The organism is Staphylococcus americanisciuri, from assembly GCF_024814435.1.
In the GTDB taxonomy this organism is placed as follows: Bacteria; Bacillota; Bacilli; order Staphylococcales; family Staphylococcaceae; genus Staphylococcus; species Staphylococcus americanisciuri.
Genome location: NZ_JANUXY010000001.1, coordinates 408,857 through 428,791 on the forward strand (window position 1 = coordinate 408,857; position 19,935 = coordinate 428,791).

The 19,935-nt window shown below is 37.2% G+C and carries 17 protein-coding genes, 1 riboswitch and 1 other annotated feature; all 17 genes read right to left on the reverse strand.

The features are described from left to right. Window positions 1–128: 128 nt before the first annotated feature. On the reverse strand, window positions 129–1,448 hold the full coding sequence (gene tig / locus NXS11_RS01980; RefSeq protein WP_259198216.1) for a trigger factor: 1,320 nt from the start codon (window positions 1,446–1,448) through the stop codon (window positions 129–131). A gap of 71 nt (window positions 1,449–1,519) precedes the next feature. Beyond that, on the reverse strand, window positions 1,520–2,452 hold the full coding sequence (locus tag NXS11_RS01985) for a hypothetical protein (RefSeq protein WP_259198217.1): 933 nt from the start codon (window positions 2,450–2,452) through the stop codon (window positions 1,520–1,522). A gap of 9 nt (window positions 2,453–2,461) precedes the next feature. Then, entirely contained in the window at window positions 2,462–3,073 is a 612-nt protein-coding gene (locus tag NXS11_RS01990) for an NUDIX domain-containing protein (RefSeq protein ID WP_259198218.1), read from the reverse strand. A gap of 191 nt (window positions 3,074–3,264) precedes the next feature. Next, complete coding sequence (rplT, locus tag NXS11_RS01995; RefSeq protein WP_259198220.1) at window positions 3,265–3,621, reverse strand: 50S ribosomal protein L20; 357 nt, start codon at window positions 3,619–3,621, stop codon at window positions 3,265–3,267. A gap of 82 nt (window positions 3,622–3,703) precedes the next feature. Next, window positions 3,704–3,904 (reverse strand): 50S ribosomal protein L35, encoded by a 201-nt coding sequence (gene rpmI, locus NXS11_RS02000; protein ID WP_044361466.1) that lies wholly within the window; start codon window positions 3,902–3,904, stop codon window positions 3,704–3,706. Between the two features lie 25 nt (window positions 3,905–3,929). Continuing rightward, window positions 3,930–4,457, reverse strand: coding sequence for a translation initiation factor IF-3 (gene infC, locus NXS11_RS02005; RefSeq protein WP_259198283.1), 528 nt, complete (start codon window positions 4,455–4,457; stop codon window positions 3,930–3,932). A gap of 25 nt (window positions 4,458–4,482) precedes the next feature. Continuing rightward, window positions 4,483–4,617: a sequence feature (ribosomal protein L20 leader region), on the reverse strand. Window positions 4,618–4,658: 41 nt separating this feature from the next. After that, window positions 4,659–6,167, reverse strand: a complete 1,509-nt coding sequence (locus tag NXS11_RS02010; RefSeq protein ID WP_259198225.1) for an amino acid permease — start codon at window positions 6,165–6,167, stop codon at window positions 4,659–4,661. Between the two features lie 106 nt (window positions 6,168–6,273). Beyond that, window positions 6,274–6,447, reverse strand: a riboswitch (Lysine riboswitch). A gap of 56 nt (window positions 6,448–6,503) precedes the next feature. Further along, on the reverse strand, window positions 6,504–8,441 hold the full coding sequence (thrS, locus tag NXS11_RS02015) for a threonine--tRNA ligase (RefSeq protein ID WP_259198227.1): 1,938 nt from the start codon (window positions 8,439–8,441) through the stop codon (window positions 6,504–6,506). A 360-nt stretch (window positions 8,442–8,801) separates the two neighbouring features. Then, window positions 8,802–9,725: a primosomal protein DnaI gene (dnaI, locus tag NXS11_RS02020; RefSeq protein WP_259198228.1), complete on the reverse strand. Its 924-nt coding sequence runs from the start codon at window positions 9,723–9,725 to the stop codon at window positions 8,802–8,804. After that, window positions 9,722–11,101: a replicative helicase loading/DNA remodeling protein DnaB gene (gene dnaB, locus NXS11_RS02025; protein WP_259198229.1), complete on the reverse strand. Its 1,380-nt coding sequence runs from the start codon at window positions 11,099–11,101 to the stop codon at window positions 9,722–9,724. Before dnaB ends, dnaI begins: the two co-directional genes overlap by 4 nt. After that, on the reverse strand, window positions 11,101–11,571 hold the full coding sequence (nrdR, locus tag NXS11_RS02030) for a transcriptional regulator NrdR (protein WP_259198230.1): 471 nt from the start codon (window positions 11,569–11,571) through the stop codon (window positions 11,101–11,103). The genes dnaB and nrdR overlap by 1 nt, the downstream gene beginning before the upstream one ends. 352 nt (window positions 11,572–11,923) lie before the next feature. After that, window positions 11,924–12,925: a glyceraldehyde-3-phosphate dehydrogenase gene (locus tag NXS11_RS02035; protein ID WP_259198231.1), complete on the reverse strand. Its 1,002-nt coding sequence runs from the start codon at window positions 12,923–12,925 to the stop codon at window positions 11,924–11,926. 321 nt (window positions 12,926–13,246) lie between these two features. After that, entirely contained in the window at window positions 13,247–13,864 is a 618-nt protein-coding gene (coaE, locus tag NXS11_RS02040; RefSeq protein WP_259198232.1) for a dephospho-CoA kinase, read from the reverse strand. A gap of 13 nt (window positions 13,865–13,877) precedes the next feature. Beyond that, complete coding sequence (mutM, locus tag NXS11_RS02045) at window positions 13,878–14,750, reverse strand: bifunctional DNA-formamidopyrimidine glycosylase/DNA-(apurinic or apyrimidinic site) lyase (RefSeq protein ID WP_259198233.1); 873 nt, start codon at window positions 14,748–14,750, stop codon at window positions 13,878–13,880. Window positions 14,751–14,767: 17 nt separating this feature from the next. Then, on the reverse strand, window positions 14,768–17,395 hold the full coding sequence (polA, locus tag NXS11_RS02050) for a DNA polymerase I (protein WP_259198234.1): 2,628 nt from the start codon (window positions 17,393–17,395) through the stop codon (window positions 14,768–14,770). A 118-nt stretch (window positions 17,396–17,513) separates the two neighbouring features. Then, on the reverse strand, window positions 17,514–19,223 hold the full coding sequence (gene pnpS / locus NXS11_RS02055) for a two-component system histidine kinase PnpS (protein WP_259198236.1): 1,710 nt from the start codon (window positions 19,221–19,223) through the stop codon (window positions 17,514–17,516). Next, window positions 19,224–19,925, reverse strand: a complete 702-nt coding sequence (locus NXS11_RS02060) for a response regulator transcription factor (RefSeq protein WP_259198237.1) — start codon at window positions 19,923–19,925, stop codon at window positions 19,224–19,226. Between the last annotated feature and the right edge of the window lie 10 nt (window positions 19,926–19,935).

Below are 19,935 nucleotides of genomic sequence, written 5' to 3' on the forward strand. Positions count from 1 at the left end.
AGCGGGATAGAAACCTATGACATCATTAGATTTCTTTATCCCGCCCTGGCAAGATTGAACACTTTACATACTCAAACCTGTTGCCAGCATTGTCTTATCATCTAAAAGCATTCGTTATGAACTAAAACTTATGCTTCTTTATCTGATTCGCTATCTTTTGGCGCATCAACTAACTTAGCTTCTGATACTAATAAGTCGATTACTTTTCTAACGCGCACATCATTTTTAATAAGATCAGAGTTTCCTAATGTCTTTTTAATATCTTCAACTGAGATATTGAATTGCTCACTCATTTTTTGTAATTCATTATCTACATCTTCATCTGTTGCTTCGATGTTTTCAGCATTTGCAATTGCTTCTAATGTTAAGTTCGTTTTAACACGTTGTTCTGCATCGCCTTTCATTTGTTCACGAACTTGTGCTTCGTCTTGACCTGAAATTTCAAAGTATGTTTTCAAGTCTAAACCTTGTTGTTGCATATTTTGTGCAAATTCTTGAAGCATGCGATCTTGTTCAGATTGAATCATCGCTTCAGGAATATCAATTGTTGCATTGTCTGTTGCTTTAATAACTGCTTCTTCTTTTTGTAGGTTTTCAGCATCATTCTTTTTCGCTTCTTCTAACTGTTTGCGAACGTTTGCTTTATATGCATCTACATTTTCAGCATCTGAATCTAATTCACTTGCTAATTCATCATCTAAAGTTGGTACTTCTTTAGCTTTGATTTCGTTAATTTTTACTTTGAATGTCGCTGGTTTACCTGCTAATTCAGCTGCGTGATACGCTTCTGGGAAAGTCACTTCAACGTCTTTTTCTTCGCCTACTTTTAGACCTACTAATTGTTCTTCAAATCCTGGAATAAATGAACCAGATCCTACTTCCAAGTCGTATCCGTCAGCTTGTCCGCCTTCGAATTGTTCTCCGTCAACGTAACCGTCAAAATCAAGGTTTACAGTGTCACCTTCTACAACTTCTCCGTCTTCTTTAACAACCATGTCAGCCATTGCTTCAAGACGTTGGTTAATTGCATCTTCAAGCATATCATCTGTTACAGTTGTATCTTGTTTTTCAATTTCAAGACCTTTGTAGTCACCAAGTTCTACTTCTGGTTGTACTGTTACTGTTGCTTCAAAGATTAAGTCTTTACCTTTTTCTAATTGTTTAATGTCAATTTCAGGTTGTGCAACTGGGTTAATCCCTGTTTCATCAATTGCATTGCTATATGCTGGTTGTAATAAAATATCTAAAGCTTCTTGATATAAACTTTCGACACCAAAACGTTGTTCGAAAATTGGGCGTGGTACTTTACCTTTACGGAATCCAGGTACATTAATATTTTTAACTACTTTTTTGAATGCTTTGTCTAGTGCATTGTTAACTTCTTTGGCAGGTACAGTCACTTGAAGTAACCCTTCATTACCTTCTTTTTTTTCCCATGTTGCTGTCATGTATAAAAACCTCCATGAAATCCTTTTTAAAATTTTTCAACTTCTTTATTATAACATAGCTAAGTCCCGTTTCAAGTAGACTTAGATCTATTTATCAAATTAATCATATCCCCTACAGCTTCATCTATACCGTAAGTTGATGGAATACCTAGCATATCTTCAAAATACGACATATAGGTATCTATCCATGCTTGATCACTTGCAATATCCGTGATGTCAATTGGGTACAAATCAATGTTATGCGCATTCAAATGCGTAAGTGCTTCATGAACAAGTGACGGATGCTGCACTTCAAGCATATCAATAATCTTTGGTGTAATTACTGTGATAAAATGTGTCGCTTCCATACCAATTAATTGTGATGGTATAACTTCAATGTTTCTTCCGTACTTCTGTATCGGAATGCTTTGATTGTAACGAGCATAGCGTAAATATTCAAGCATTAAACTTTGTAACGTAGCGCCTACATTGTTTTGAACGAGTAAATATGCAATTGTACTAGCGAAATGATCCGCCCCATCATCTATTAAAGATAGTATCAGTTCCATTTGTCTTGGTTTAGACAACTGTTCAAACTTCTGCAATTGTGACTGCATCTCTGTCCGTCGTTCTTTCAATTGACGCTGAGCTTGATCTTTGATAGGTAATAATGCCATGCGCATCTCTTGTCTTGCATTGTTCTCAAACACTTTATCAATGATATTTACTACAGTCTGATATTGTTCCAACGCATACAGACTTTGTAAGTGATAAATCATCAAGTCATCTTGTGGTTGAAATTCTTGTTTAATCAATATGTGAGTTTCTTCTCTCAACTCCAAAAACGCCGCTAACTCCCATAACACATGACACTTTAACAAAGCCAATTCATTCGTTAACTCAAAATACTTTTCATAAGTCATAAAAGCATCATAGGCTTGTTCATAATGTGATTGGGCTACCGCTTGCTTAATATCATTGACGAGCTTTTCTTTTGTTTTAGGAAAGGGAATCAGCTCTGACATTTGTATCACCTAATTCCATTGTTCGAGTATAAGTGCACTCCATGATTCAAACTGTGATAAATCACTTATCGTTTCGACAGATTGCCAGTGAATCGATAGCGTATCTGTTTCACGCACTTCAACTTGTTCTTTGTGTACTTTTATCTTGAAAACAACGCCGATATGCACGCGACCAACTTCATTGTTGTCATCATTTATAAAACCAATATGTTCCAAACCGGCTGTATCTTCTACTGGTAGCCCTACTTCTTCCAATAACTCGCGGCTAGCATTCTCTTCAATAATCGCCATGATATCATCTTCACCTGGCACATCATTCATATGACCACCGACACCAATAGAAGCAAGTCCGTGAAGACGTGATTCTCCACCACCTGTTAAACGCTGATAGACGAGAATTTCTCCATCTTCATTTTCTAAAATACAATATGAAATCAATTGTTTAAATGATGGATCTTCCTCCATATCACCACGTCGTTTCACCTCATATTGTGCTAGCGTCTTAAGAATCGCCTTACTTCTTGCATCATTATATGCTATAAAACCATTAAATGCATTTTGTTCATTATCAAATAATACCGCTCGTGGAACCACTGTAATTTGTTCATCAAATTTAGACATAGCAAACTCCTTTATATCTCGATTATCCATATCGTACCAAATCTAACGTAGACAAGCCAAGTGAAATAAGAAAGTATTCTTTTGACTTAAGCTAGTGGGATTTAGACATATCGTAACCGGCATTCGAAACTTTCACAAACAAAAAGAGCTGGTTGTCTATCAAATAAACAAACCAACTCTCTATAAAGTTATTATTTTAAAGCTTCTTTAGCTTTGCTTACTAATTCAGCAAATGCTTTTTCGTCAGCGATTGCAATTTCAGAAAGCATTTTACGGTTAATGTCAATACCAGCTAATTTTAAACCGTTCATTAAACGTGAGTAGCTGATGTCATGTTGACGTGCAGCCGCATTGATACGTGTAATCCATAATTTACGGAAGTCACGTTTTCTTTGACGACGGTCACGGAATGAATATTGACCTGACTTCATAACTTGTTGTTTTGCTACTTTATATAAAGTGCTTTTCGCACCGAAGTAACCTTTAGCTAATTTAATTGTCTTTTTACGACGCGCTCTTGTTACTGTTCCACCTTTAACACGTGGCATAATAAATTCCTCCTCGTTATCTCTTTAACATGCTCTTTTGGCATATTCAGACGTTTATCTATTCGTTCGTTTAATTTTATGATTATTTAACGTATGTTAATAATTGTCTTACGCGTTTTGCATCACTCTTAGAAACAAGTGCTGCTTTGCGAAGCTTACGTTTTTGTTTTGTAGATTTATTAGCGAATAAGTGTGAAGTATAAGCTCTAGAACGTTTTAATTTCCCACTTCCAGTTCTTTTAACACGTTTCGCTGCTCCGCGGTGAGTTTTCATTTTAGGCATGATTATTTCCTCCTACTGTTATTGTTTATTTTTCGTTAATTGGGGCCAACATAAGAAACATTTGGCGACCTTCCATTTTAGGTTTTTGCTCAATTGTTGCAATGTCCTTGCATTCATCAGCAAAATTCTCTAAAACGCGTTGACCGATTTCTTTGTGTGTAATTGCACGGCCTCTGAAACGAATAGAAACTTTAACTTTGTCACCTTTTGTTAAGAACTTTCTACCATTCTTAAGCTTCGTATTGAAGTCGTGTTCTTCAATTGTTGGGCTCAAGCGAATTTCCTTAACATTAATAACTTTTTGTTTCTTCTTCATTTCTTTTTCTTTTTTCTGTTGCTCAAACTTGTATTTTCCGTAATCCATAATACGAGCAACAGGTGGTTTCGCATTAGGAGCAACGACAACGACATCTAAGTTAAGTCGTTCTGCCATTTCTAATGCTTCTTGCTTGGACTTAATACCAAGTTGGTCTCCATTTTGACCGATAACACGTAGCTCTCTAGCGCGAATCTTTTCGTTTACTTGTGTTTGATCCTTAGCTATGGTTGACACCTCCAAAAATTTTACGAATGGTCCAAGCACGAAAAAAAAGCGAGGATATATTCCCCGCTTCTAACGCTAACATGAACAAACTTACATGTTTATATCGTTAACCTGCCAACTGCTTAATGCGTCGCTACAGGTGAGAAGCGGGATGCTTCTACTTGGTCCGTTTCGTATTCAACAGATATAATCATATCAAGTCGTCATTGATTAGTCAACATATTTATGAAAGTTTTTTTCATCCATTGAAACGTCTTGACTTAAATTTACTTTGTTCAATGGAATCATTTTCGTTCTGTATCTTATTTTGTGATACAAGAAGAAGAATAAAAATACTGGAATACCCATATAAGTAATAAAGAAACGTTTCGGATCAAAGCCGCCGCCTTGGACGAGTTCAACATCTTGACCGATAATAACAATGATACATAGTACTAACGCAAGAATCGGTCCAAACGGGAACCACTTGGCTTGATATTTCAACTTAGACACATCGTAATTCTGAGCGGCAAATGCTTTGCGGAAACGATAATGGCTAATCGCAATCCCTACCCAAGCAATGAAGCCTGTTAAACCACTTGCAGCAACAATATATTCATAAGCATTACCACTCACTTGTTGAATGATGAAAATGAAGACAACAACAAGTGCCGTTGATAGCATCGAAATCCATGGTGTACCATTTCTATTCGTTCTGCTGAATGGTTTCGCTGCAAGACCGTCCTGACTCATTGAATATAGCATACGCGTACTTGCATACATGCCTGAGTTACCAGCAGATAATACTGACGTTAAGATAACTGCATTCATGAACGATGCTGCAAACGCTAATCCAGCATTCTTGAAAACCAATGTGAATGGAGATGTCGCAATGTCTTCCCCTCCACCCATAAGTGCTGGATGATCATAAGGAATTAACATACCGATAATAAAAATAGCAAAGATGTAAAACAATAAAATACGCCAGAAAACTTGTTTGATTGCTTTTGGTACGGCACGCTCAGGATTTTCCGACTCCCCTGCTGTAATACCAACAAGTTCTGTTCCTTGGAAAGAGAAACCAGCGATTAAGAACACACCAAATATAACTAGTAAACTTCCACCTGCACCGTCTCCTAATATCGGTGCATCTCCTTTTGTAAAGACATCAAAACCAACTGCTGGGCCGCCCATAATGCCAACAATTGTCAGTAAACCTACAATGATGAATACAATCACTGTTGCCACTTTGATAAAGGCGAACCAATATTCACTTTCACCATACACTTGAACAGAGAGTGCATTTAAACTAAAAATAATTGCCATAAAGATGCAACTCCACAACCAAGCGGGTAAAAATTGGAGTGGCTCCCAGTATTCAATGACATGTGCAGCAATCGTTACATCTGCCGCCACTGTTATTACCCAGTTAAACCAATAGTTCCAACCTAATGCAAAACCTAAAGATGGATCAACAAAGCGTGTCGCATAGGTACTAAATGACCCAGTTACGGGTAAATACGTTGCCATCTCTCCTAGCGATGTCATTAAGAAAAACACCATGATACCAATAATGGCATAACCTAATAATGCACCGAGCGGACCTGCATCGTGAATTGCTCCTCCTGATGTCATAAATAAACCTGTCCCAATCGCTCCACCAATGGCAATCATTGAAATGTGGCGATCCTTCAAATGGCGTTGAACACCATTGTCTGTTTTTAAATTCTCGTTACTCATTTTTCCTCACTTTCTATTACTTAGAGGTGATTCTAAAAAACTGTACGTCTAAATAAACGAAATAAAGGTTACATCGACGTTGATGTAACCTTTACTTTATCTAGAACAAATAAGTAGCACATCACGTTTGTGACAGTCTAGTCTCTTTCGATAACTAGCCCAACAAGTTATTGGGATGACAATAACTCACTTCGGCATTTTTACCTTTTGCTTGTGCAACATACGCATCATCTCTGCTTCTGACAAGCGACTCATTAAAAATGCAACCTCTAACTAAATTGAATAATTTATTTGAATTACATAACAGTATACAGCATCAAACTGTTCTCTGCAATGCTATCTTTGCTTTTTTAGACGAATTTCATCGACTATGCGCCATACGAAATCTTCAGCTTCCATTGTCTCCTGATCTTTAGAACCATATTGACGTACGTTTACTTCATGGTTTTCAACTTCTTTATCCCCAACAACGAGTTGATATGGGATTTTTTTCATTTGGGCTTCACGAATTTTATAACCCATTTTTTCATTTCGATCATCAATGTTGACACGTACACCTTGTGATTTCAATGTATCATGAATCTCACGTGCATAGTCATAATGCAGGTCAACGTTTACTGGGATAATCTCAACTTGTTGCGGCGCTAGCCATGTTGGGAAAGCACCTTTTGTTTCTTCAGTTAAGAATGCAACAAAACGTTCCATTGTTGATACGACACCACGGTGGATAACGACTGGTTGGTGATGTTCACCGTCTTGACCAGTATATGAAAGCTCAAATTTTTTCGGTAATAAGAAGTCAAGTTGTGCTGTTGAAAGCGTTTCTTCTTTACCCATTGCAGTTTTAACCTGAACATCTAACTTTGGCCCATAGAATGCCGCTTCGCCAATCGCTTCTTCATATTCTAAACCAAATTCATCAACCGCTTCTTTTAACATAGATTCCGCTTTATTCCACATATCATCATCATCGAAGTATTTTTCTTTATCTTCTGGGTCACGATAGCTCAAGCGGAATTTATAATCTTTGAAGCCAAAATCTTCATACACATTCAAAATCATTTCTACAACACGTTTGAATTCTTCTTTGATTTGATCTGGACGAACGAAAATGTGTGCATCATTTAAAGTCATACCACGAACACGCTGTAAACCTGATACTGCACCACTCGCCTCATAACGGTGCATCGTACCAAGTTCAGCAATACGAATTGGCAATTCACGATATGAGTGTGGTTTGTTCGCATAAACCATCATATGGTGTGGACAGTTCATTGGACGTAATACCATCGCTTCATCTGCATCTAATTGCATTGCTGGGAACATATCATCTTGGTAATGATCCCAGTGGCCAGATGTTTTGTATAGTTCAACATTTGCTAACACTGGTGTATATACATGGTCATAACCAAGTGCCACTTCTTTATCAACAATATAACGCTCAATTTCACGACGAATCGTTGCACCATTTGGTAACCATAACGGTAAACCCGCACCTACGAGTTGGTTATTTGTAAAGAGTTCCATATCTTTGCCGATACGACGGTGATCACGTTCTTTGCGCTCTTCTAACATTTTCAAGTGCGCTTTTAAGTCTTTCTTATCAAAAAATGCTGTACCATATATGCGTTGTAGCATCTTGTTATTGCTGTCACCACGCCAGTATGCACCCGCTGTTGATAACAATTTAAATTCTTTAATTTTAGCTGTTGATGGGACATGTACACCACGACACAAGTCAGTAAATTCACCTTGTGTGTATAGTGTCACATTTTCATCTTCTGGAATGGCATCGATTAATTCGAGTTTATATTCATCATCTTTGAAAAATGCTTTCGCTTCTTCACGTGATACAACTTTACGTTCGATTTTATGATTTTCATCAACGATTTGCTTCATCGTTTTTTCAATTTTTTCAAAGTCATCGCTTGAAACTTTTTCTGGCATATCAAAGTCATAGTAGAAGCCACCTTCAATGACTGGTCCTACACCAAACTTCACATCCCCGTACAGACGCTTTAATGCTTGTGCCATCAAATGCGCTGTCGAATGACGTAACACTTCTAACGCTTCTTCACTACCCGGCGTTACAATTTCAATATCACCATCGACTTCAAGCGGACATGTCAAGTCGACCATTTCACCATTATATTTACCTGCTACTGCTTTTTTACGTAAACCTGGGCTGATAGATTGTGCAATTTCTTCAGTTGTAATCCCTTTGTCAAACGCCTTGCTATTGCCATCTGGAAAGCGTACATTAATTTGTGCCATAGTTTATCCTCCTATTTTCTTATACCATGTTAAGCGCCTGCTATGACCTTTATCCATCACTATTAGGCATATCGCAATGATATTCTCACAAAATATAAAAAACCCCATCCCAACAAAGGGACGAGGTTTCGCGATACCACCCTAAATTCATCACATATCATATGTGACATCTCTACATAAGATAACGGTCTTGAGCCGAGTATTCATTACAAATACTATTTATCAGAGGGAGTAATGTCATGCTGCATTAACTGCACTCTCATCACCGGCAGCTTTCTGTATAATTAACACATCACATCTTGTCCTCGAATTGTTTAACATGATTAATTTATCTCTATTATAACGCTAACTTTTATTTTTTCAATAGTTTCTATAATTTTCGCCTTCTAATTTATAAGGCTTCGTCAATGTCTTCACACGTTCCATAATACGTTTGGCTTTCGTCCATTCTACACCATTTTTCGTACGTGCCAGATGCTCTTCTAGCTCATTATAATCCTTATTAGAGCTGAAAAAGGTTGGCTTTTCTTGAATCATGCGATAATGAAGAATCGGTCCGAGCACTTCATCACGTACCCATGATGTCATATCTTCCGCACCAATGTCATCCAGTATAAGAACTTTCGCATTGCGCACTTGTTCAATACGTTTTGTTGTCGATCCATCTTTAAAGCCATTTTTCAACAAACGAATAAATTCCGGCACATAAATAATCGTTGACGGTACATGACGTTCTTTTAATTCGTTCGCAATAGCACCGAGAATAAAAGATTTCCCCGTTCCAAACTCACCGTATAAGTATAAACCTTTCACTGATTTTTGTGCCACTATATCATCAATCAAAGGTTTAATTTGCTTGGCGAGTTCCAAACGATTTCGTCTATCAAATTTCACATCTATCAACTTAGCGTTCAATGTGTCTGGATGCATATGGAATGACGTAATCATACTTTGAGACAGTTGCTCCTCATCATGACGAATCTTACATGGACAGGGTTTGTAGCGAATTTTGATACGCTTCTGATCGATATATAATTCCGGAATATGCCCTTTGACAAAGTTCGGGCAGTCTTCATACGCATGATGATCTACATAATGTTTTTGCTGATCTTTATATTCTTGCAACACGTTCAAATCATTATCAATCATGTCGTTCGTCACTTCTGATTGATGCGTCTCTAAAAACGCTTTGACATCTGGATCATTGACAACTTGTTTTTTTATTTTCTCGATACGTTTTTGAATCGCATCATTTGATTTCATAATTTGATTAAATGATTTCATGATTCGTCACCCGCCTCTCGACTCTTTTTCAATTCATTCAAGAATGCATTTACATCCCGCTCTAACGCTTCAGGATCTTCTTCTTTTGATTCAAACTCTTCTGGATGCGTCACCCAACGCGGTTTCTCTTCATACACAGAACTATTTTGATAACGCTGTGGTTGTTTAGGTTGCCACTTATTGTCTTGGGCACGAGATTCATTGTATTGTACTTCCATCGCTTTCTGGTGTGCACTTTTTGCATCTACTACACCGCTTTTCTTCCACGTCGAAGCAACCGCATAGACATATTTTTCAGGCAAGTTATTATCAATTTTTTGCATGACATACTGCAATAATACATTAATAACGCCAAAACTAAATCCTTCACGTTCCATCAATTCTTCTATCATTTGTTTTTGATACAATGGCGGTTCTGAGCCACCATAAGACGTCAACATCACAACAGGACTTATATTATCCATTAAATTATACCAATCATCCCAACTGTCTAACGCCACCTCTTCTATCTCAGAAGACTTTGTTGACGATATTGTTTCAGCAGGTTTTGCTTGTTTCAAAGCAGGTAATGAATGTTGATGTGTATTCAAAAAGTGAGACTGCGCTTGTTTACGCAAGTCTAGCATGGACAAGCTTTGGTCACTGTTAAGCGATTTTAAAATCAGCGTCTTCATTTCGTCCGGCGGTATTCGATATAGTGTTGCCAACTGAATAATGAGTGTTCGCGCTGGTTCAGACAATACTTCCTTACTAATATAATGCGTTTGTAACATATCTGCTAATAAATCAAAGTCGAATGATACATCTGTTAAATCGACACCTTGATACGTCACTTCCGCAAGTCCCTCTTCGGCTGAATGAAAAGATTGCTTTGGCACCTTAAAAACATCCGTGAACTTTTTAGTAACATCCATATATCCCGATAAATCATATTGCTGAATAATGAAATGTGATTTGAGTTGATGATAACGTTGCTGTCCGACCACTTGATAAAAATAGATAGATAACATAGGGTCGTTGAAGAAATCATGAGCACTTGGAGGTGGTAAAAGTTGATAAACAAATTGAGTCGTTTGCTCCCCATGACGAACATAGGTTCTTATCAAACCGATCCCCTCTAATAAATCCATATGCTCTCGAAACTTGATCAAATTCATCTTCAGCTCAGACATTAGTGTATAATGTGTCAATCCCTCCTCTGACGAACAAGAACTAAACTGATCTAGGAATTGATATATACCGACCGATTCAGCACCAATTAACGGTGTAAATAGACGACTCAATATCTCATCATAAATGGCTTGCTTATGAAATTGTCGCACCACATGAAAACCATCATATGGGCTTAATTGATTACGATGCATCGATAGTGCCATCAAGCTTCACTCCGCTTATTTTCTCTCAAAATATCTTGCATGGACTCAAGTAACTGATCAACATCTTTAAACTCTCTATACACAGAAGCAAAACGTACGTATGATACTTGATCAACATGCATTAATAAATCCATCACGTGTTCTCCTACATCACGTGACGAAACTTCAGCAATCCCAGATTCTCGCAACTGCCATTCAACTTGATTCGTAATCTCCTCCAATTGCTGGAAGCGGACAGGTCTTTTTTCACACGAGCGAACCAAACCATTAATAATTTTTTCACGATTGAACTGTTCGCGCGTACCATCTTTTTTTACAACAATGAGAGGGCTCATCTCAATATGCTCAAAAGTAGTGAAACGTGTGCCACACTGGTCGCATTCACGTCTTCTTCTGATGGCATTCATATCTTCTGCATGTCTTGAATCGACAACACGAGATTGGGTATGGTTACATTTTGGACATTTCACGACTTTGTCACCTTCTCAATTCGAATTTTGTTTTATTATACTATAAACATTGTGTTTACAAAAGCAACTGCACAAGGTTGCGATAAAAGCGATTAAGATTTGAGTAGCATGGAATCTCATTTGCTAAAAGATTCCATTGATCCATGATGAGTAAGTGTGGAAAAGCGTATTTTCACGCCACCTAGTTACTGACTTTTACAACACTTTCCTCACTTTGAATAGTCTTTCTATTAATATCTCAACCGTTCTCTACATACCATTACTTTAGCGCGTAAATCCTTCTTAAATAAAAATAAAAAGACTGAACGTCTGAATACAAGATTCAAAGTTCAGCCCTATGTTATATCGTTAATTATGCAATCCCTTTAGCAATCAATTGTAGCACATCTACTACACGATTAGAGTAACCCCATTCGTTATCGTACCATGCTAATACTTTGACTTTCTTTTCACCCATAACAATGGTAGATGGTGCATCAACAATTGCTGAGTGTGGGTTTGTCATAAAGTCATCTGATACAAGTGGTACATCAACCGTTTCAACAACACCATCCAGGTTGTTTTGTCGGAACAATTCATTCACTTGTTCTTTTGTCACTGATTGTTTTAAGTCTACAACCAAGTCTACAAGTGACACATTTTTAGTTGGAACACGCAATGCCATGCCATGTAACTTACCTTCTAATTCAGGTAAAACCAATGCAAGTGCTTTTGCAGCACCAGTTGATGTTGGAATAATACTTTCGAATGCTGCACGTGCGCGACGTAAATCTTTATGTGGATTATCTAGGTTGTTTTGATCATTTGTCACTGCATGTACTGTTGTCATCAAGCCATTCTCAATACCAAATTCATCATTCAATAATTTAGCGATCGGTGCTAAGCAGTTAGTTGTGCATGATGCATTGCTGAAAACGTCGTACTTTTCAACATCTAACGCATCGTCGTTGACACCTTTCACGATTGTTTGAACGTCTCCACCTTTTGATGGACCTGTTAATATAACTTTTTTAGCGCCCGCTTTAATATGCGCAATTGCTTTGTCACCATGGTTGAACTTGCCAGTTGCTTCTACAACAATATCGATTCCTAAATCTTTCCATGGTAAATTTTCTGGATTTCGGTCTGAAGTAAGCTGAATGTCTTTACCATCTACTTTAATGCCATTCTCTGTTGCTTCAACTGTCTTATTGAATAATCCATGGGTTGTGTCATACTTAATAAGATGAGCTATTGTTTCAGGTGGGTAACTCGCATTAATTGCTACCACCTCGATATCCTCATTATTTAAAGCAATACGTAATACCATACGGCCAATACGACCTAATCCATTAATCGCAATCTTTGTCGTCATGTTAAAAAGCACTCCTTAAAAATGTGTTATACTTATATCAAAGAGTATAACATAATATGGAATAATTGAAACCGTTTTCCTCATTATTTTTATTTATAACACATAATTTGATTGATGAATGCCTAAAAATTAATAGGTTCCTTGTAGCATGAAAATCATAGAATAAAACAGAGCCATTAATAATTTTGAGAAAATACGATGCCTGTTCTCCATAATATTTACCGTCTGTAGTACCTCCTCTAAGTTCTATACATTTTTCTATAATGACAAAAAGCGCACAATCAAAAGTTGACTGTACGCTTTAAGGAGAGATTATAAATATTATTCTTCAGTTGAATATGGTTCAAGAAACCCTTTTTGAATGAGCAATCGTTCAACATTTTGCTTTAATTCTAATGTTGTACCTAGATTATCGATAACTACATCCGCCATTCTACTTTTTTTATCAATTGATATTTGACTATATACACGCGCTTTAGCATCTTCAAGCGATAAGTCGTTGCGTGCCATTAGACGATCCACTTGAATTGACTCTGAAGCATATACAAGCCATACTTCATCTACTGTATCTTCAAGGTTATTTTCATATAACAATGGGATATCCATGATGACATGATGTCCCTCTTTTAACCAAGCGTTTTTCTCTGCTTCCATTAATTCTCGAACTTTTGGATGCACAATTGCATTCAATTTTTCACGCAACGCACTATCATAAAACACTTGCTCACCAACATATGCACGATCCATTTCTCCATTTTCAGTGATCGCTGCATCTCCAAAAAGTGCATGTACTTGTTGCAATCCTTCTGAGCCTTTCTCGACTGCTTTACGTGCAGCAATATCCGCATCTACAATTTTAAAACCATGTGCTGATAACAATTGTGCAACTGTCGATTTACCTGTCGCAATTCCTCCAGTTAATCCTATTACTTTTGGCATAATTTCCCTCTTTCTAATGCTGACAATGCTCACAATAGTGTGTATTTCTGCCACCAATCATAGCTGTTGTAATAGCACTACCACAACTTGAGCATGTCTTTTGCTTATATACTTTTAAGTTGTTTTGCATTGTACCACGCTGACCATCTGCATGAACATAATCCGATATACTTGTCCCACCACTTTGTATACCCATATCCAAAACTTTTACAACACTGCGAAAAACAGCTTGTCGTTGTACTACTGTCAGTGCATTTGCAGGCGTATGTGGGTTTATTTTGGCATCAAATAAAGCTTCACATGCATAGATATTACCACAACCAGCGATAACACGATGCTCTAATATCATTTGCTTAATGGGCATTTTTTGATACTTTTTATGAGCAAATTGGCTGAGATAATGCGCTTCTGCTTCATCAGAGAAAGGCTCAGGTGCAATTTCATTAATTGAAGGATAGTCAGTTAACATCGCCACATTACGTATTTCGCCAAACCTACGAATATCTGAATAAATCAATTTAAGACCATTGTTCAGATGAAATACAACATGCCAATGTTTGCGATAATTAGCTATGACAATATCTTCAATTTTACTTGCAACAAAAAAGCCTCCAGCCATACCAAGATGAGCAATCAATGTACGCTCATGATTCTCATTTTTGAGCTTATATAATAAATATTTGCTACGACGTGTTACATCTTCAATCGTATAACCAATTGTATTCATTTTAAATGCTTCTAGTGATATTCCTTTAATAATCGTCTCTTTTCCTGTTGCCTTTCCCTCTATCACTTTATTTGAGAAGGTCACGTCAATGATGCGTTGTCCAATCACATGCGGAACGATTCCCCGCTTGACATGTTCGACTTCTGGTAATTCTGGCATCATTCATCTCTCCTCTATTATTTGGCATCATACCATGTTGGACCATATTCAGACTCAACACTTAATGGAACATCTAATTCTAAAGCTTCTACCATAATCTTTTCAACAAATTGACTAAATGCCTCTACTTCATCTTTTGGCACTTCAAAAATCAATTCATCGTGTACTTGCAATAATAATTTGGCTTTAAAGTCTGTCGTTTGTACCGCATGCTTAAAATCAACCATTGCTTTCTTAATGATATCAGCAGCACTTCCTTGGATGGGTGAATTCATAGCCGTACGTTCCGCAAAGCCACGCTTATTAAAGTTACGACTTGTAATATCAGGTATGTAACGACGACGATTCAATAAAGTCTCAACATACCCTTGCTGTTTTGCGTCTTGAACAATTGTTTCCATGTAGGTCTTCACACCCGGAAAGTGTGATAAATAATCATCAATGAACTGCTGTGCTTCTTTACGAGTAATACCTAAACTTTGGCTCAAACCGTAATCACTAATACCATAGACAATACCAAAGTTAACTGCTTTGGCTTGGCGACGCATCAATGACGTGACTTCATCCTCAGCTACATTAAATACCTTCATCGCTGTTGTTGTATGAACATCTTCATTGTCAATAAAGGCTTTCTGTAACGTTGGATCTCCAGTTATATGGGCAAGAACACGCAATTCTATTTGGGAATAGTCCGCTGCTAATATCACATAATCTTCGTGTGATGACTTGAAAGCTTTGCGAATTTGACGCCCTTCTTCCAAGCGAATCGGAATGTTTTGTAAGTTGGGATCTACAGACGATAAACGCCCTGTCTGTGCTAATGTCTGATTAAAGCGTGTGTGAATACGTTTATCTTTCCAGATCACTTTTTGTAATCCTTCCACATAAGTTGATTGTAACTTCGCTAATGTTCGGTACGTCAGGATATTTTCAATAATTGGATGTTGCCCTGATAACTTTTCTAATACATCGACTGCCGTTGAATAGCCTGTTTTGGTCTTCTTAATAATCGGCAAGCCAAGTTTCTCAAACAAAATAACACCCAATTGTTTTGGCGAATTGATGTTAAACGGTTCTCCTGCTTGTTCATGGATACTTTCAATCAGTTCATCTATGCGTTGTTGAAGATTTACTTCCATAGCTTTTAATGTTTCTTTATCCGTATAGATACCTGTATATTCCATCTCACTCAATATTTCTGCCAATGGAAGTTCTAAATCTGTTAATAAATCAAGTTGTTGATGTGCCTCTAGTGTTTCAAGCATTTGAGATTTTGATGTTTTAAGTGCATCGAGTATTGAAGCGATATGTGTATTTAAAACATCATCTTCTGGTATTTTATAAGACTTGCCTTTTCCATAGATAACCACATCTTCTTGAACATACGTATCAGCAAAGCGTGACATCACTGAACTTACATCATCAATTGTTTGTGACGGATCAATTAAGTAACTTGCCAGCATTGCGTCAAACGTCACATGCTTTAGTGCAATCCCTAAACGTTTCATAGCAATATATAATTTTTTCGCATCATATGTTACTTTAGCAGCGTGTGGATTTTCTAACCATTGTATCAGCGGTTGATACGCACTCATCGTATCCGTTGATGTTACAACATAGTGGTTCCCATCAAAAATACCGAATCGTAATAATGGGTCTTTTAAATAATTGGCACCCGAAACTTCGATGTACACCATTGCTTCATTAAGATTCTCAAAATCAATCAATGACAAGTCTGTTGCCACTTCAAAAGTTTTAGCCGAAACCTCTTCACTAGGACTACGGTCCACTTCATCAAGCAATTGACGAAATTCCAATTCTTTAAAAAGTGCAATTTTCTCAGATTCATCATAAGTTTCAGGCAAACGTGTGTCTTTCAAGGAAACGCTAATAGGACTTTGACGATTAATTGTTGCCAATGTTTTACTCATTAAGGCATCGTCTTTGCTAGCAATTAACTTTTCCTTCAGTTTTTTTCCTGAAACACTATCAATTGCGTCATACACACCTTCTACAGTACCAAATTGATTCAGAAGCTTGATAGCTGTCTTTTCACCAACACCAGCAACACCTGGGATATTGTCTGATGCATCGCCCATTAATCCCTTCATATCAATAATTTGCTTTGGCGCTAACCCTTGATATTTTTCAGCAATAAATGCAGGTGTATAATGATCGACATCTGTAACACCTTTTTTTGTATAATAGATTGTGACATGATCAGAAGCGAGTTGCGTCAAGTCACGATCGCCAGTAATAATAATTGTTTGCATTCCTGCTTCGTCCGCTTCACGACTTAACGTACCAATAATATCATCGGCTTCGTAGTTATCTAACTCATATGTTTGTATCGCGTATGCCGCCAATAACTGACGAATATATGGAAACTGCTCACTCAACTCTGGCGGTGTTTTTTGGCGTCCTCCTTTATACTCAGCATACTGTTCATGTCGAAAAGTTGTTTTCCCCGCATCAAATGCCACTAAAAAATGCGTGGGTTGTTCTTCTTTTAAAATTTTCTCGAGCAAACGCGCAAATCCGTATATCGCATTGGTATGAATACCTGCTTTGTTTTGTAACAATGGCAATGCATAAAAAGCACGAAAACTCAGGCTATTACCATCTATTAATATCAGTTTATCCACAGTTTTACCTCCAACAATATTAATAGCTATATTTTATCACAGAATGCACTGAAACCCTATTTGTCAGTCTACAGACAAAAATGGAACAGCTTTAAGCCATCCCATTTTGTGTCTTTCATTATTTATCTTGTTCCGGTAATATCACTCTAAATATCGAGCCTTTTCCTTCTTCTGATACAACATCAATTTTACCCTGATACGCCTCAACAATATGCTTCGTGATGGATAAACCTAAACCTGTACCACCCGAATCTCTACTTCTTGCTTTATCGACACGATAGAACCTCTCAAAAATGCGATACTTTTCATTTGGATGAATGCCTATCCCTTGGTCTATCACTTCAATGACTTGCTGGTGCGGTTCACTATAGACGCGCAAAGTTACCCTTTTATACTCTGGGGAATAGTTCACAGCATTAGTCAGCAGATTCACCATTACTTGTGTCATTTTATCTTCATCTGCCATTGTATAAATATTATCACTAATGCAATCTTCAAGAACGATAGACTTCAAGTCAGCAATCGGTTTGATGCTTGACAATGCATTACGTGCAACATTAGTTAAGTCAATACGATGTTTTTCTAAAGTGGCATTTTGTTCGATTTTTGATAAATCTAATAAATCTTCTACTAACGATTGGATTCTATTCGACTCTTTAAGAATAATTTCTAAAAACATATCTAAAGAAGCTGGATCATCTTTTGCACCATCTATTAATGTTTCAGCAAAGCCTTTAATAGATGTAATCGGTGTGCGCAACTCATGCGATACATTCGCAACAAAATCACGACGTAAATTTTCTAATTTTTTGAGGGCAGTAATATCATGTAATACAATAACCATCCCTTGTAGTCGTTTCTTTTTACTCGTCAAAATTGGCACACATGCAGCATCAAAAAACTTCTGATGAATATCATTAACATGAATTTCAATTTGTTGATAAATACCTTTTTCAACTTTGTAGCCTTCCACAATCAATTGTTTAAGTGTTGGATGCAAGACAGATTCGTATTGTTGATGTTCTACATTATCACCATTATGAAATATATCACTGTATGTTTTATTCGCAACTACGATTTCTCCTTGCTTATCAACCATCAATATCGCACTGGGAATATTTTCTAATGTGGTTAACAAACGATTGCGTTGCATTTTTTGAGCATGGTTTAACTTTTCTAAACGTCTAGCCAATACATTGATTGACACATACAACTCTTTCGTCTCTTTCACACTGCTCTCGGGCACACGGATATTATAATGCCCATCGGATAACAACGCAGTGGCATAGGACACTTCATTAATCGGCTGGATATACGTTCGGTTAATGTAACGAACAGTAAAGAAAATCAATCCAAGCGTAATCATAGCAATCAAAATTAAATATTTCCAAAATTGTAGTTGTAATTCATTGACCATTGCAAATTGGCCACTCATTAAGATACATGTCTTGCCCTGCTTAAACCCATACATATAAATGTTCGTTTTGTTATCAAGCTGATAGGTACTTTGTTGTTGTGATAGTGCGTTTAACAACTGCGTTTTGTGTTTCAACAATAAAGGTTGCTGATCAGGATTCACAAGCGATTCATTACCATTCTCATAGATCAATACGGACGTTTGAAATTGTTTGGAGAGCGCTTCAAGTTTTGCATTATCTCCTGCATGATAAGCAGATAACAATGCTTCGGCTTCTTGGTTCGATTCTACTTGCTGGTGCGTCACAGCCGTTATATAAATACTATGGTGCACAAAAAAGCCAAGAACTAGAAAACTTACAACAATAATCGTTGTAAGTATTAATAATAGCTTATGATAAAATTTGATCATCTATTTTGGACGCTCCAATTTGTAACCAAGACCACGTACTGTTTTTATCAATTGTGGCTTCTTAGGGTTTTCTTCAAGCTTTTCTCTCAAATGACTGATATGGACATCAACAATTCTTGAGTCACCAGCAAATTCATAGTTCCAAACAGAATTCAACATGTGTTCACGAGTGATAACACGCCCTTGACGCTCAATCAAATATAATAAAAGTTCAAACTCTTTTGGCGTCAATTCGACTAATTGGTCACCACGATACACTTCAAAGAATTCTGGTCGTATGCGCAATGCACCAATGTGAATATCTTCATCCTCATTATCTTGTTGCCATTCAGCAGCGTTTACACGTCGTAAGATAGCTTTTACACGTGCAACTACTTCTCTTGGTGAAAAAGGCTTTGTCATATAATCATCAGCACCAAGCTCTAGACCAAGAACACGATCAAATGCATCATCCTTCGCAGTCAGCATCAAAATAGGCACTGAGTTCTTGTTCGCTCGAATCATTTTACAAACTTCAATGCCGTCTTTTTTAGGTAGCATTAAATCAAGAACGATAATATCAGGTTTGACTTCATCAACTTTCTCTAGGGCTTCTTCCCCATCTTGTGCAATTTCAATGAGATATCCTGCCTGTTCAAGATTATATTTCAGTAATGTAACGATTGAATGTTCATCATCAACAACAAGTACTTTCTGAACCATCACGCCTACC

Coding starts and splice junctions, on each gene's coding strand:
- tig (WP_259198216.1), bottom strand. CDS start 1,448: ATGACAGCAACATGGGAAAAAAAAGAAGGTAATGAAGGGTTACTTCAA.
- NXS11_RS01985 (WP_259198217.1), bottom strand. CDS start 2,452: ATGTCAGAGCTGATTCCCTTTCCTAAAACAAAAGAAAAGCTCGTCAAT.
- NXS11_RS01990 (WP_259198218.1), bottom strand. CDS start 3,073: ATGTCTAAATTTGATGAACAAATTACAGTGGTTCCACGAGCGGTATTA.
- rplT (WP_259198220.1), bottom strand. CDS start 3,621: ATGCCACGTGTTAAAGGTGGAACAGTAACAAGAGCGCGTCGTAAAAAG.
- rpmI (WP_044361466.1), bottom strand. CDS start 3,904: ATGCCTAAAATGAAAACTCACCGCGGAGCAGCGAAACGTGTTAAAAGA.
- NXS11_RS02010 (WP_259198225.1), bottom strand. CDS start 6,167: ATGAGTAACGAGAATTTAAAAACAGACAATGGTGTTCAACGCCATTTG.
- thrS (WP_259198227.1), bottom strand. CDS start 8,441: ATGGCACAAATTAATGTACGCTTTCCAGATGGCAATAGCAAGGCGTTT.
- dnaI (WP_259198228.1), bottom strand. CDS start 9,725: ATGAAATCATTTAATCAAATTATGAAATCAAATGATGCGATTCAAAAA.
- dnaB (WP_259198229.1), bottom strand. CDS start 11,101: ATGGCACTATCGATGCATCGTAATCAATTAAGCCCATATGATGGTTTT.
- NXS11_RS02035 (WP_259198231.1), bottom strand. CDS start 12,925: ATGACGACAAAGATTGCGATTAATGGATTAGGTCGTATTGGCCGTATG.
- coaE (WP_259198232.1), bottom strand. CDS start 13,864: ATGCCAAAAGTAATAGGATTAACTGGAGGAATTGCGACAGGTAAATCG.
- mutM (WP_259198233.1), bottom strand. CDS start 14,750: ATGCCAGAATTACCAGAAGTCGAACATGTCAAGCGGGGAATCGTTCCG.
- pnpS (WP_259198236.1), bottom strand. CDS start 19,223: ATGATCAAATTTTATCATAAGCTATTATTAATACTTACAACGATTATT.
- NXS11_RS02060 (WP_259198237.1), bottom strand. CDS start 19,925: ATGGTTCAGAAAGTACTTGTTGTTGATGATGAACATTCAATCGTTACA.